This window comes from Vreelandella sp. EE27, from assembly GCF_968206495.1.
In genome coordinates this window covers 1,386,619-1,400,211 of sequence record NZ_OZ309109.1, presented here as the reverse complement: position 1 = coordinate 1,400,211, position 13,593 = coordinate 1,386,619, and the positions used below count along the sequence as shown (strand labels likewise).

Annotated in this window: 16 protein-coding genes; 2 read left to right on the top strand and 14 right to left on the bottom strand. The window is 55.7% G+C overall.

Annotated elements, in window-relative coordinates:
• Positions 1-81: 81 nt before the first annotated feature.
• The 9 genes from ACWHVV_RS06760 to ACWHVV_RS06720 form a co-directional block, all read right to left on the bottom strand.
• On the bottom strand, positions 82-582 hold the full coding sequence (locus tag ACWHVV_RS06760) for an AAA family ATPase (RefSeq protein ID WP_447928643.1): 501 nt from the start codon (positions 580-582) through the stop codon (positions 82-84).
• Between the two features lie 83 nt (positions 583-665).
• A complete protein-coding gene (locus ACWHVV_RS06755; protein WP_447928642.1) occupies positions 666-1,121 on the bottom strand; it encodes a hypothetical protein in 456 nt (151 codons plus the stop codon).
• 98 nt (positions 1,122-1,219) lie between these two features.
• Positions 1,220-1,561 (bottom strand): hypothetical protein, encoded by a 342-nt coding sequence (locus tag ACWHVV_RS06750; RefSeq protein ID WP_447895664.1) that lies wholly within the window; start codon positions 1,559-1,561, stop codon positions 1,220-1,222.
• A 94-nt stretch (positions 1,562-1,655) separates the two neighbouring features.
• Complete coding sequence (locus tag ACWHVV_RS06745) at positions 1,656-2,399, bottom strand: hypothetical protein (RefSeq protein WP_447928641.1); 744 nt, start codon at positions 2,397-2,399, stop codon at positions 1,656-1,658.
• Between the two features lie 92 nt (positions 2,400-2,491).
• On the bottom strand, positions 2,492-2,764 hold the full coding sequence (locus tag ACWHVV_RS06740) for a DUF4917 family protein (protein WP_447929124.1): 273 nt from the start codon (positions 2,762-2,764) through the stop codon (positions 2,492-2,494).
• Positions 2,754-3,476 carry a DUF4917 family protein gene (locus tag ACWHVV_RS06735; protein WP_447928640.1) on the bottom strand — a complete coding sequence of 241 codons (723 nt, stop codon included), beginning with the start codon at positions 3,474-3,476 and terminating at the stop codon, positions 2,754-2,756. The genes ACWHVV_RS06740 and ACWHVV_RS06735 overlap by 11 nt, the downstream gene beginning before the upstream one ends.
• Before the next feature lie 300 nt (positions 3,477-3,776).
• Positions 3,777-4,370: a cysteine hydrolase family protein gene (locus ACWHVV_RS06730; RefSeq protein WP_447928639.1), complete on the bottom strand. Its 594-nt coding sequence runs from the start codon at positions 4,368-4,370 to the stop codon at positions 3,777-3,779.
• 112 nt (positions 4,371-4,482) lie between these two features.
• Positions 4,483-4,866 (bottom strand): nuclear transport factor 2 family protein, encoded by a 384-nt coding sequence (locus tag ACWHVV_RS06725; RefSeq protein WP_447528386.1) that lies wholly within the window; start codon positions 4,864-4,866, stop codon positions 4,483-4,485.
• A 173-nt stretch (positions 4,867-5,039) separates the two neighbouring features.
• A complete protein-coding gene (locus tag ACWHVV_RS06720) occupies positions 5,040-5,480 on the bottom strand; it encodes a hypothetical protein (protein ID WP_447928638.1) in 441 nt (146 codons plus the stop codon).
• A 288-nt stretch (positions 5,481-5,768) separates the two neighbouring features.
• Here ACWHVV_RS06720 and ACWHVV_RS06715 point away from each other — a divergent pair, with 288 nt between their 5' ends.
• Positions 5,769-6,866: a PA0069 family radical SAM protein gene (locus ACWHVV_RS06715; RefSeq protein WP_447928637.1), complete on the top strand. Its 1,098-nt coding sequence runs from the start codon at positions 5,769-5,771 to the stop codon at positions 6,864-6,866.
• Between the two features lie 38 nt (positions 6,867-6,904).
• Here the strand turns inward: ACWHVV_RS06715 and ACWHVV_RS06710 are convergent, their stop codons facing one another.
• From ACWHVV_RS06710 to ACWHVV_RS06695, 4 genes are all read right to left on the bottom strand, one after another.
• A complete protein-coding gene (locus ACWHVV_RS06710) occupies positions 6,905-8,044 on the bottom strand; it encodes a Na/Pi symporter (protein ID WP_447928636.1) in 1,140 nt (379 codons plus the stop codon).
• 407 nt (positions 8,045-8,451) lie between these two features.
• Positions 8,452-8,688 carry a hypothetical protein gene (locus ACWHVV_RS06705; RefSeq protein ID WP_447895657.1) on the bottom strand — a complete coding sequence of 79 codons (237 nt, stop codon included), beginning with the start codon at positions 8,686-8,688 and terminating at the stop codon, positions 8,452-8,454.
• Positions 8,689-8,692: 4 nt separating this feature from the next.
• Positions 8,693-9,874 carry a Na/Pi symporter gene (locus ACWHVV_RS06700; protein WP_447895656.1) on the bottom strand — a complete coding sequence of 394 codons (1,182 nt, stop codon included), beginning with the start codon at positions 9,872-9,874 and terminating at the stop codon, positions 8,693-8,695.
• Between the two features lie 135 nt (positions 9,875-10,009).
• Positions 10,010-10,930 (bottom strand): bile acid:sodium symporter family protein, encoded by a 921-nt coding sequence (locus ACWHVV_RS06695; protein WP_447928635.1) that lies wholly within the window; start codon positions 10,928-10,930, stop codon positions 10,010-10,012.
• A gap of 120 nt (positions 10,931-11,050) precedes the next feature.
• On the opposite strand from ACWHVV_RS06695, the gene ACWHVV_RS06690 reads away from it, so the two are divergent.
• Complete coding sequence (locus ACWHVV_RS06690) at positions 11,051-11,350, top strand: helix-turn-helix domain-containing protein (protein ID WP_447895654.1); 300 nt, start codon at positions 11,051-11,053, stop codon at positions 11,348-11,350.
• On the opposite strand, the gene ACWHVV_RS06685 is transcribed toward ACWHVV_RS06690, so the two are convergent.
• The gene (locus ACWHVV_RS06685) at positions 11,304-13,589 is read right to left on the bottom strand and encodes a heavy metal translocating P-type ATPase (protein ID WP_447928634.1); all 2,286 of its coding nucleotides are present in this window, start codon (positions 13,587-13,589) and stop codon (positions 11,304-11,306) included. The two genes, ACWHVV_RS06690 and ACWHVV_RS06685, sit on opposite strands and share 47 nt — an antisense overlap.
• Between the last annotated feature and the right edge of the window lie 4 nt (positions 13,590-13,593).

Below are 13,593 nucleotides of genomic sequence, written 5' to 3'. Positions count from 1 at the left end.
ACTCGCGCGGGAGCCAATTTTTAACGCCGTATTGTCGAGCGCAGGCACTTTTCAGACAGAGCCTAAACATGGGCTTTCAACTTAGCTCTCGGACGATGGGCTATATCTTTTCGCGTTGCAGGTTAGCTCACTCTTTTTGCCTTGAAAGGCATCAAAAAGCGCCTTGTGCGCACCGTATGAAAGAGCATCATCCCTTTCCCTGTATCCGGCAATCCAATCGAGCAGCATCGGTAAATTATCATCCTGCGCTTGTTTGGATTCGTATTTATGAGGCTCCCAGGGTCTGTATCTGGCATTTTCCTGACACAGGTGAACCGGCAGATTCATAAAAATCGCTTCTTTGGCGAACGGCGCTACCCGTTCGAGCAAATCCGCGTAACAGCCTTCTACCACCCACTCATCGTGTTCGCGAATGAAAGACTGAATGTGCTCATCCGCCTGATTTACTGGTCGCCGTTCGGGCGGGGTCGAGGGGAGCCACGCTAAAACATCTAAATCGAGGTGGGCGAGTCCTTGCTTACGCAAATATTGAGCTAACGTGGACTTCCCGGAACCTGAATTGCCAAAAATGATTATTTTCACAGGGCCTCTGCTCTTAATTTTACGAATAACACCCGCGTAAAGCGCGTGAGGTACTGACGTTGCCTTTGACGCGATTGTTATTCTTATATGACATCGTTTCTGACATTGGTCTTTGTATAGTTGATCGGCGGATACTCAGCATGATTCTGGAAGTACCACCAAAGCAGTTGGCCCTCGGCTTCTAAAAGAGAACTTCCGAACTTCTCAAAAGAGCTGATAGCTATCGTTATAGGGCCGTAGTTACTAACAATAGCTTCGAATTTTAGCTTATTCGCTTTCGAGGAGGCATGAAGCTTCGAGTGCTGCAAGTATCGCTTTCTGAAGCTCCTCTTCGTCTGCCCGATATATATGACTCTGCTTTCTCCCATCAGTCTAGGAATAGGCTGTGCAGATAAGAATACATATACAATACCCTTGGTTCGAGAGGCTTCAGGCGAGCCGTAGACAGCCTGAAACGCATCCATAGTTACTTCATCTATCGTTCCGGGAAGAGTCTCAAACCCTGAAATCGCCTCGTAAAAATTTGTACTATCTACCATTTTTCTCTCAAATATTGGTTGCACAACGCTGAGCACAGCGGTGCCACGACAGTGGCGTCCAGCGGCTGCAGGCCGCGTACTGGTTCGCCTTGTTAAGTTTATTTTTCATGCTGAAACCAGATGTCGCCGTCTTTTCCTTGATCGGGAGAAGGTGTCTCGCTGGAAACGTAAATTTTCGGTTGATCCGCAAGTTTTGCTTTTATGTCATCGATGCTCTCGCCATGTTCTGTGAGTTGTTGCGCCAAGTTATCCTTCTCTCCTTTAAGTCTGGCAGCGTCATCTTTGGAGGCTTCCAAACGTTCTTTGCAAGCGCTCAGAGCCCCACCCAGTAGAATCCGTGAGAAGCCGAAACCTGCCAGAAATACCACTATTCCAAAAACCATGAACGCAACTGGATACGCAGAAATAATCGCCCAATATTCCTTTATGAATTCTGCCATTTCGACTCCTTTAAAAACTTAACGCCGCCAACACACGCGGTTTTGTAGTGGAGGCGAAGTCGTAACGAAAAGGACGTCGCTGTGCTTGGCCTTGTTACTTTTTATCTTCGTCAATGCGGTGAAGAACTTTAACAAATGTATCAACAGACTCTTGAACAAGATTTTGTACTTTATATGGCTCAATGAGTAAATAAATAATTAAGTTAAGAAGTGCGGCCTCAAAATGACGCTTTAGAGTAGAATCTATATTTTGTATCTCAGGTATTCCTGAGTCAGAGGCATATAGCATCGTATTACGTTCGTTTGCAATATCTTGCACGTACTTGAATATTGAATTAATACCTTGACTTGATGCGGCGCTACGCACTTGCTTTAGATAGTCAGTTTGGTTACCACCAGGATCAACAGAGACAAGGTTTAATGGCGGATCGGGCACAACACATATTTGTCTATCGCCTTGTATTCCAATTGGCATTCGGACCCGCAAAGCGTCATCTTTTTCGTCAAAGAAAAGGATCAACGGCAACTCATGTCTCAGTGGCCCTAATACTTCACCAAGCAATTTCAGAAAGGGATAAACCCCAGCTTTATGTTTATGATCGCGAACTTTAAAGCTTGATGCATGGTTATATTTTCTTTTGCGCAAAGCGGCAAATATAGCTGTCGCAGCCTCCTCCTCGGCTGTGATTGCTAAAAATGCAGCCACTTCAGGCATACTCGACTTAAGTTCATAGGCTCGATTCAGGTGCCTTACGCACGATTTTGAAGCAAAGCCGCCATATCCAGTCGTTTTCGATGATTTTTCAAGTACTTTTAATTGAAGCTCATTGAATGGCATGGGGTCTATCCAAAACATAACGCCCGCAGCACGCGTGGCTTTGTAGTGAAGGCGAAGCCGCAACGGAAAAGCTATCGCTGTGACTGCGATTGTTATGCCCAAACAGGGGCAGATTCAGCGTCATAAAAATAGACCTCTTTATCAAATCTTTCTAGGTATGCTCTTGCGTTGACCTTAGTTCTTGTGTTCGCTTCAGAATGCTCATCGCCAAATATACTTACAAATATTTTATCTACGGGACTAGACTTTATTTGATCAAATATATGCTTGTCATTTTCATCTATGGAATGACCATGGATGAACAATGATCTATTTTGCTTCCCAAGCTCCCTGTAGCAATAATTTAGGTATGGGTTATGGGTTATGCGTTATCCTATTCTTCTTTTTCTGGTACGTTGGCTCAGATACGAATAGCGGAAAATTGCCAGCTTCCAAGTTTTCCCGAACTTGCTCAATTATAGTATCACCATATTCAGTACATGCATGCTTCTTGATCGCTTGGCCCGTGTCATATATGTGTAGCCCACCGTGTAGAAAGTGAATTTCTTGATTCGTGCCATTGCCTTCCCAGCGCCTTTCCCTTCGAAATCCGTCATCCGTACTATAATTTTGAGGATCTAGACCATTCTTATTCCTTGCCCAGTAGAACAATAGGTCGTAGTTTAGCGAGAAGATATTTTTAAACTGTGACAAGAAGGTTCTTACCGCCACATACTGATCGTCTGATATCTCACTGGGCAAATCAGGATGAGTGTTTGAAATTGCAGCTATTAATGCATCCTTCAAAATGTTTCTATCCTCGATAAAACGACCAATAAGCCCGTTATCTGGCTCATAAGATCGGAGGATAGTCTCAGCTGCAGTTAGCTGTCGAGATATGATCTCAAAGTCATAAGTGCCGAGAGATGTAAATAGGGGGCGAATAACATCTTCTCGGTCTCCGAAGTCTGCTGCATCCAAGAGGTTCTCGTAATTAAATATTTCGGCATCCCATGCCTGAGAAAAACCATTAGCAATAACGATGGAAGGAGACTCATCTTCATCTAGAAAATCAATTGCTTCTTGGAAAGTTAGCACTTCATTTCACCCTCACCTGCATAACAGTGATTATATAGTCGGCTGCATAACCTCAATAAACGTGCCGGCGCGTTCATCGAGGTTATGTAGCCGTCTTGATAAAACCTACCCTATTGATTCTACTGAAAGCAAAGCAAATTTCGGCTATCTAACCAAAATTCGCGTCCGTACCGCGAGGCTTTATTGTTCATACCCAAACGTGGTGGCGCTAGGTCATCAGCACTTCTATACACCGAGAACATGCCAAGCGAAGCGAGCAGCGCCGCAATCCTTAGCATTGATATAAACGTGTAGCGCGGGCTACTCGAAAAACGGCGGCGCGTGCTTGTTAGCGCCTGCGTTTTCAGCCTCGTTCAAAATATCCTCGACGCTTTTGATAGTCGCATATTCACCCTCGAGATTGGCAAGCGACATGGAGTGAACGTCATGGGCGCTGCGCTGGGTGCCCGCAAAATCGCGTTTGGCGAAGGTGAACGTGGCATCTGCCACCACCTGCACCGCAAAGCCCAGGTTACCCGCAGTACGGGCGGTGGCTTCGACCGAGTTGCTGGTACTCACGCCGACGATCACCAGCCGCTGTATGTCGCGAACGCGCAGCCAGCGTTCCAGCCCCGAGTGGATAAAGGCGTCCGGCACGTTCTTCTCGACCACGTGCTCGCTGGCCAGGGGCTCGAGCGTCGGTTGAAACTCGGCGCCGGGCTGGCCGGGCCAGAACGGTGAACTCGGGGAGCGGGAGATATGGCGGACATGCACGATGGGCGCTCCGGCTTTGCGCCAAACACCCAGCAGGCGCTGGATATTGGCTTCCGCTTGGGGATTGTTGCGCTCCCCCACCGCGGGGTCTTGCATGCCGCGCTGCATGTCGATGATGAGTAAAGCGGGTAAGGCGTGCATGGCGTGGCGCTCCTTGTTAAGCCTGGCGGCCGGGCCAAAAGCGGCTAAACGGAGGGCCCGGCCTGGCTTGATCCTACGAAGCGCCGGGCGCCCCGCAGGATGTGAGCCCGTCTTACAGCATGCGGGGAATTTGCGAGGAGTGGTGATGCAGAATGGGGGCTTCCTTGGAAAGATCGACCACGTAGCTAAAGCGTGCCTCGAAGTTCAAGAGCTCGCCTTCGACCTCGAAGCGCCAGTTGTAAAGGCCGGTCAGCGAGCAAAGTGTCTCGGACATTTCCTGAATGATCAGGGTTTTTTCGTGCAGGGTGATGCTCAAACCCGGGCGGGCGCCGAGGCGCTCGAAATAGTCGCGGTGTTTTTCGCTGTTATTGGCGATTCGGTTCGAAAAGGTCGGGATTAGTACGGCGTTGTCATCGTAGAGGGCGAGCAGCGCTTCTACATCGGCGTCGTTGATCGCTTGCATCCACTCATTCAGCACGTCGTGCGGTGTTCTCATCTTAAACCTCTTCAACAGATAGCGGTGACTTGACGCCGCGGGCTCATACGGCGGTGACCTGACTTGATACGGCAGTTACATCCAATACAGCGAGCCCTTCGCCTTCACGGAAAAGACGTTACACGGTATGTTACCGAAATAGCGCCGCCCTCGCATGTCAAGTTCGCTTAGCGCTAGAAGTGTTTGAAGCGGTAAAAGAGCTTTTGCAAGAAGCTCGAGCCCAACATCAGGGCCAGGCTAAGTATTAAAACGGCCAAAGAGGCATAGGTGACGCCTCCGCCCCACTCCCAGCGCGATATTACATTGCCGACTTGCTGAACGAACAGATAGACGCCGATCAAGAAGCTGCCCGCGCGAACAAGCCCTGCTTCGTCAACGGATGCATCTGCCTGGGTATCGCTTTGGTGTATTTTTTGCGCAATGGTCGGCGCCTTCAGCCAGAGTACCGCACCGATCAAAAGAGATACCACCAGGCTTGTCACCATCACGGGGAGCCACGGGGACTCCAACTCTGCCGTAAAGATGTTTTGAAGCGAGAAAGCTAAAGTGTAGAGCGGAGAAACCACCAGATAGATGGCAAGAACACGTATCAGGAGAACGGAGAAAGCGTGCATCGAATGCTCCTTAAAAAAATTCCCATGATACGGTTCTTGGATGTGTTCTAAAACATACTAAAACGCCCCGGCGATATACCACTAATGACGACGGTCAACGCACTGCGTTTGAACGTTTGCCTATAACTTTCCCGACTGGCTGTGATCCCGCTAATTAACCTAAAAGCCACTAATGACAGTTTGGTGTATATAAGCACTACTTTTATAAAATTACGCAGTTAAGGATGGCACTTGCGCTGTAGAGGCATCGTTATATACTGTATTTATATACACTATAAGGATGCAGCGATGGCGCAACCTCTCACGCCCCAAGGCAAGGCGCCTTTTAAAGGCCGAGGCGCCACCTTCGACCCGCACAACCGCTTCGCGCCCTCGAAAAGCGAATACGAGTCCGATGGCTGGTGGCAGGAGGAGGCGCCCACCTCGCTTGCCACCGAAATACGCGAAGAGCCGAGTAAAAGCGCGCTTGCCTGGAACAGCTCGCCGGATCTCTCCTTTGATCGCTCCTTGAACCCGTACCGCGGCTGCGAGCATGGCTGTATCTACTGCTTTGCTCGCCCTTCTCACGCCTATTGGGATATGTCGCCAGGGCTCGATTTCGAGACGAAACTGATTGCCCGGACCGGGTTGGTCGAGCATTTGAAAGAGGAGCTGAGCCACCCGGGCTATATCTGCCGCCCTATCAACCTGTCGGGCAATACCGACTGCTACCAGCCCATCGAGGCGAAACACCAAACCACCCGGCGCCTATTAGAGCTTTTATACCAATGCCGCCATCCGGTCACGCTGGTGACCAAAGGCACACTCGTTCTGCGCGATATCGAGCTTTTAGCGCAAATGGCCGAGCACCGCCTGGTGCGCGTGCTGGTCAGCCTGACCAGCCTGGATGCAAATTTGAAGCGCACGCTGGAGCCACGCGCAGCCTCGCCCCAGGCGCGGCTGAAGGTGATCCGCGAGCTCAACACGGCGGGTATCCCGGTGGGTGTGCTGGTCTCGCCGGTGATTCCCGGGCTTACCGATCACGAGATCGAGCGGTTAGTCGAGGCCGCGAGCCGCTCTGGCGCGCGCACGGCAAACTGGATGCTGTTGCGCTTGCCCCGTGAGGTCGCGCCGCTGTTCGAAGAGTGGCTGGTCACCCACTACCCCGAGCGCGCCGACAAGGTGATGAGCCTGATTCGCCAGTGCCGTGGCGGTAAAACCAACGAGGCGGCGTTTGGCAAGCGTTTTCGCGGCGAAGGGGTGTTCGTCGATATGATCGACCAGCGTTTCAAGCGCGCCAGCCGTCAGTGGGGTATGCAGCCCCGGGCCGAGCAGGGCCTCAATACCCGGGACTTCAGAGCACCCCACGCTCAGGGCGATCTATTCGACTTGGCCGGTCCCGGCTAACGTTGGTGCGTTCGCAGCTCGTCGAGCTATTCAGGGCATTATCCGGCTATGACGGTAATGGCAATCAACAAGGCGGGCAGCGCGATAAACACGCCCAGCACCCACACACCGGCGACTTCTTTGCGCTCGACGCTGGCCCGGCCCAACCACTGGGCACCTTTGACCGGCAGCAGGCGTAAAAACGGTATTCCACCGATAATCAACACGGCAAACACGTTGAACAGCAGATGCACCAGAGCGATTTCCAACGCCAGCAGCGCCGTGGGGCCGCTGATGGCCGTCGCCGCGAGCAGTGCGGTCATGGTGGTCCCCAGGTTACTGCCAATCGTGAAGGGATAGATTTGGCGTAGGGTAAACGCACCGGAGCCGGCCATGGGCACCGTCAGGCTGGTGGTCGTCGACGAAGACTGCACCAGTAGCGTCACCAGCGCGCCGGACATAACACCGGTGATCGAGCCGCGCCCGATGGCGCTGAGCATGATCTGCCGGGCGCGCCCGACCATCAGCCTTGATAACAGCTTGCCGATGTAGCGAATGGTGAGAAAGATCATCGCGACCCCCACGAGGATCAGGGCGGCGCCCAACGCCACCTCCGGAAGACGCGAAAGCGCACTCGCCACAAAATCCGCGACCGGGTCGGTCGCCTGACCGACGAAATTGACGCGCTCGAGGGAAAGGTCTGCATCCCCGTAAAAGAGCACCGCCACGCGTTCGGCCAGGCGCTCCAGTGGGCTGAATAGAATCTCGATGGGCAGCAGGATGGCGACCGCTAACAGGTTGAAAAAGTCGTGCATCGTCGCGGCGGCAAAGGCGCGGCGAAACGCGTTATCGTCTTTCACATGGCCAAGGCTTACCAGGGTGCTGGTTAAGGTGGTGCCCACATTGGCGCCCATGATCATGGGCACCGCCAGCGCCACGGGCAGCCCGCCGGCGACCATACCGACAATCACCGAGGTGACCGTGGAGGAGGATTGAATCAGCGCCGTCGTGATAATGCCGATCATCAGCCCCACGAAGGGGTTGGTGGCAAAGGCGAAGAGCTGTTCGGCTTGATCGCCCAGGCTTTGCTGGAAACCCTCGCCGACGATGGATACCGCACAAATCAGAAAATAAACGAGCAGCGCAAGCGCCAGCCATTGCCCCAGCTGGCCGCGTCGTATTTTTTGTTGATGGTGCATGACGTTACTCTCTGCCCGGCGCCTGGCCGTCTCTACCATGGTGAGACGCTCCAGCGGCTTATACGCATCAAAGCGCTAGGCTCTGTCTGAAAAGTGCCTGCGCTCGACAATACGGCGTTAAAAATTGGCTCAAAATACTCATTTACACATGTAAACTCCGTTTTTTCGCCAATTTTTGCCTTGTCTTGTCTTCGCTCGTCGACTTTTCAGACAGACCCTAAACGCTTTAGCCTGCACCATCAACGTGACATACTGGTGACAAGGACGCCGTGTCGTCTTTGCCAGTTTGTCTGCCGCTACATCATCGAAAACCGGGGGCGATCACCCGCGCCTTGGGTCGCCACCCCCGAGAAGAAGATCATCTCGGTGATGGCGAAACTTCAGAAGGGCCTTGCATGCGCTGAATATCAGCGCTCGCCGCGGCGTTCGCGTAGCTCGCTGAGCACCAGTGCAAAAAAGCCGCGAATTTCCTGAAGCCTGGGCCGGGCCTCGTGAATTAACGTATCCACCGACTCGATCTCGCGGTGCTGGTCCTCACGGGCGGCGAGCTCGGTTCTGATCTCCTCTATCAGTTCGGCGGAGTCGTTCAACATGGCCTTGAGCTCGGCGGTTGATGTGCTTTCGAGGCGTTGTTCAAAACTCATGGCGTTATCCTAGCATCGTCGTAATGGCAATGAGCGCTGCGGGCAGCGCAACGAAAGCACCCAGCACCCAGGCGGCCGCCAATGTTTTACGCTCGGCGGCCAGGTCGCCGAGCCGCCGGGCCCCCTTGACGGGCAGCAGGCGTAAAAACGGCAGACCGCCAATGATGAGGATGGCAAAGAGGTTAAAGAAGAGGTGAACCAGGGCGATTTCCAACGCCAGCATAGCGTGCTCGCCACTCACGGCGGTTGCAGCCAGCAAAGCGGTAAAGGTGGTACCGACGTTCCCGCCCAGGGTGAAGGGGTAGATCTGCCTTAACGTAAAGGTGCCGGAGCCCGCCAGCGGGACCATCAAGCTGGTCGTGGTCGACGAGGACTGTACCAGAATGGTCACCAGCGTGCCGGAGATGACGCCGGTCACCGGGCCACGGCCGATGGCATTATTCATGATGCGCTTGGCACGACCCACCATCAGTTTCTTGAGCAGTTTGCCAATGTAGCGAATGGATAAAAAGATGGCCGTAATGCCGATCGCGATCATGACGATGCCGCCGAGTATGGTAGGCAGCCCTGAGACCAGGCTCTCTACCGAGCCCGTGACGGGGTCGGTGGCAAAACCCAACAGGTCCGCGTTCTCGATCGACAAATCCGCATCGCCGTAGAAAAGCTCGGCTACTTGCAGCGCTATACGCTCCAACGGGCTAAAGAGTATTTCCAGCGGCAGTAGAATCGCCACCGCCAGAAAGTTGAAAAAGTCGTGCACCGTAGCGGCGGCGAAAGCGCGGCGAAACTCGTCTTTATTGCGCACATGCCCCAGGCTAACCAACGTATTGGTCATGGTAGTGCCGATATTGGCGCCCATGACCATGGGCACGGCGATCGCCACCGGCAAGCCCCCGGCCACCATGGCCACAATAATAGAGGTTACCGTCGAGGAGGACTGAATAAGCGAGGTGGCCACGATACCGACCATGAGCCCGACCAAGGGGTTGGTGGCGAACTCGAAAAGCTGCTCGGCCTGGCCGCCGGTAGCGGTGCTGAAACCGTCGCCGATCACCGAAACCGCACAAATAAGGCAATAAATCAGCAAAAGCAGCGTTAGCCAATGCGTGGCTCGCCCACCTCGCGCACTGCTTTCTTCATCGTCGCGCGTAGTATGATCGGCTACGCTTGTCGTCGCTTCGGTCATCGTCTTACCCTCAGTAGGAAGTAAAGCGCCATCGCTCTCTGACTAAGCTTTACCCAGCATGACCGACAACCAATGACAATAAAGTGACCAGCGTCCTTCTGATTTGATTATTTCCCCATCTTTTTGAAGAGGTTTTCAGCCCCGCGCCAGTATTTTGGCCGCGATGGGTGAGGTGATCATCTGAATCACCGCAAAGAAGGCAGCGGGAATCGCGACTTCCGAGGGCAAACCGGAGGCCGCCACGAACGCCGCGGCAATGCTGAATTCCTTTTTGCTAACGGTGAACAGGTAGGTGATGATCTCCTTGCGGTCACGCGTGACCAGCCGCGAGGCCATGCCGACCAGGTAGCCCGCAAGGTTCAGACAAAGCGCCGCGCCCGCGATCACGAAAGCGTACGCGCCGTAGCCGATGATGGTCTCGGCGTTGGGCCCGACCACGGCCAGCAGTATCAACAGGTAGACGCTGGAGCCAAGGCCTGCATAGGTGGCATCGAAACGCGCTAAAAAGCCCGTGAACATCGTGCGCAAGGTGACTCCCAATACCGTGGGTAGTAAAACGATCAACACCAGCTCGACGATGATCGCCCCTAGAGGAACCTCTAACTGAATGCCCGTTAGCCACAAAAACAAAACGGGCACGATGAACGGCGAAAGCGCGGTATTAATGGCGTTGAACACGGCCGCCAGCGCCACGTTACCCCGCGCCATGAGCACCAATAACGGCGATGACACATCCGTTGGCAAGGTGCCCAGCAGCATCTGCCCCGCCGCCAGGGGGCCGCTTCCGAAAAAGAGCCGCCCGGTCAGCCATCCGACAATCGACATCGGCCCATAGACGAGCCCTAGCGCCAACAAAGGCCGCGAGGGTTTGCGCATCACCTTTCGCACGTCATGCGCATCGAAGGTCAGGCTGATGATGAACATCAAAAGCGCCAGCAAGACCCCGATAGCGGGTTCGAGTAAAAGCCCGGTTTCGGGCACCATCAGCCCCAGGGCGGCGGCGACCACGACCAACCAAAGAAGCTGATCCTCAACGAAAGATATAATACGGATCATGCTGTTACGTTCGCTCCCTTGATAGGCTAGCCATGCTCATGGGCTGTATATTCCTGCGCTTTATAGGCATGCTCTGTATATTCACGTTATCTTTTCAGCGACTTCCACTGGCAGACCTTCATGACCGACACGCCCAGCAAGACCCAGCTCAGTTTTTACCGCCGCCTGTATACCGCCCACCTGATCAGCGAAGGCGCGGGCAGCGTGCCCGAACTGATCAGTGCCACCGGCATGCCGCGGCGTACCGCTCAGGACACCATCGCATCCCTGGGCGAGCTGGATATTCGCTGCGTGTTTCACAACCTCGAGGGCGAGCGCCACAATATCGGCCGTTACGTGATCGAGACCTGGGGCCCTATCGATGCGCGCTGGGTCAAGGCGAATGCCGAGCGGCTGGGCCAAGTGCTGGGTTACCTATAGTAGCACCTGACGACGGTGGCGGCGCCTCTTCGGGCTCGGCCCAGGCCAGGCGGGCAGCATTGAGCGTGACGCTTAAAGAGCTTGCCGCCATGGCAAGCACCGCCGCCAACGGCGGTATCGCCATGACCACCACCAGCCCCAGCGCCAGGGTGTTATAAAGCGCCGAGAACGCCAGATTTTGAATCATCACCCGGCGAGTGCGTTTGGCAATGGCGAGCAGGCGCACCACCCCGCCGATGCCCGGCGTCAAAAGTTGGGCCGCGGCGCCCTCGCGGGCGGCCTCGCTTGCCTGCATGGGCGCGACCCCTACCCCGGCGGCGGCCAGGCTGAGCGTATCGTTAACGCCGTCGCCTACGTAAAGAACCGGTGAGGCGAGCCCGGCCAATAGCTGGGCTTTCGCCTCCGGCGAGCGCTGGGCGTAGCAAGCGTTCGGGGCGAAGCCGACCTCCTTGCCCAGCCAGCCTACCGCCCCTTGGCGGTCGCCGCTGATCAGCGCGGTCAGATACCCCAGACGATGCAACTCCTCCAGGCTTTCTTTTGCGTCTTCGACCGCCGGGTCGGCCAGGTAAAAAGTGGCCAACCAGCCCGAGCGGTCGGCCAGTACGACCTGGGAGGCGAAGGCGTAATCGGAGTGGGCGGCGCTGTCCGCCAGCGCCACGCCTTGTTCGCCAAGCCAGGCGGCGCTGCCCATCCGCCAGTGCTCGCCGCTTTCGAACTCGACGGTGCGCCCGGCGCCGGCGGACTCTTCTACACGGGCAATCGCGCTGGTGCCTTGCTCGGTATCCTTTCGTTCGAACCCACTTGCCCAGCGTAAAAGCCCCAGGCTTAACGGGTGCTCGCTTTGGCGCGCGCTCGCGGTCAGCTTTGAGTAAAAATCCTGGGGAAAAGAGGCTTCGCGAAGCGCGACGTGTACCACGCGATGCTTATTGGCCGTGAGCGTGCCGGTTTTATCGAAAGCGACAGCGCGCACTTGAGCCAGCACCTCGAAGGCGGCGGGGTCTCTTATCGCGACCCCGCTTTGCATGGCCTGGCCGCTGCCGGCAAGCGTTGCCAGGGGTACGGCAAGCCCCACCGCACAGGGGCAGGCGACGACCAGCACCGAAAGCGCGCGGACCACCGCCTCCTCCCAACCGGCGCCCAGAATAGCCGCCGCTGGCAGGGTCATCAGCGCAAGCAGCAGCGCCGCGGGGCTCAACCAAGCGGCGAAACGGTCGGCGAGCTTATGAAGCTCGCCCTTTTGGGTTTGTAAAAGCCGCATTTGCTCGCACAAACGATCCACGCGCCGCTCACCGGCGGCGGCGGTAACACAAAGCGCTATAGTGTGATCTTTAGCGCCACCGGCCAGGTAGCGGTAGCCGGCGTACACGTGCTGGCCGCTGTAAAAGTAGCGCGGCACGCTTTCCCCGGAGAGCGTGGCGGTATCGAACCAACCGGGCGCCTTTAAAGTGGCGTCCAACAGCAGGGTGTCGTCGCGCGCTAAAAGCAGGGTGTCGCCGGGGCGCGCCTCGTTGAGCGCGAAGGTTTGGGGGCCGCCTTCCCGGTCAAGGGTAACGCCGCCTTCGGGAAGCGCCAGAGCGTCGAAGGCCTTTAACCCGCGCTGGCGGCAAAGGGTTTCGGCAAGGCGCCCCACCAGCAAAAGCGCAATCAGCATGACGGCGGTATCGAAGTACACCTCGATCGAACCGCGCCAAAGAAGCCAGCCCGACACGGCCACCGCGCCCAGCACGCCCAGGCTTACCAGTACGTCCATCCCTGGGCGCCTTGCAAGCAGCGTACGAAAGCCCGCGCGGTAGAAAGGGATTCCCGAATAAAACACCACCGGCAGCGCAAAGGCGCCGGAAACCCAGGCCATGACGGTTTCGACCCGCCCCACCGGCACCGCCCCTGCGTAGATCAGGATAGAGGCGAGCATCGTCCACATGCCAAATACCGCCGCCACCATCAGGCGAAGGCTTAGATAGCGGCTCTCTTTTTCGAGACGCTCGGCGGCGTCCTGCACCGCTTCGAGTTCGCTTAGCCGATAGCCGATGCGCGCGACTTTCGGGGCCAGTGTCGAGAGCGCCGCGGCGCCCGCCTCGCCTTTTACCCACACCGTGGCTGTTGGGTAGTGAACGCTGGCCGCCGAGATACCGGTAGCGCGCTTTAGCACGCCCTCGACGGCCAGCGCACAGCTGGTGCACCACATGCCGTGAAGGCTATAGAGCGCGGTGGTTTCAGCGCCGGGTAGGTCGCGGCTCATGGCG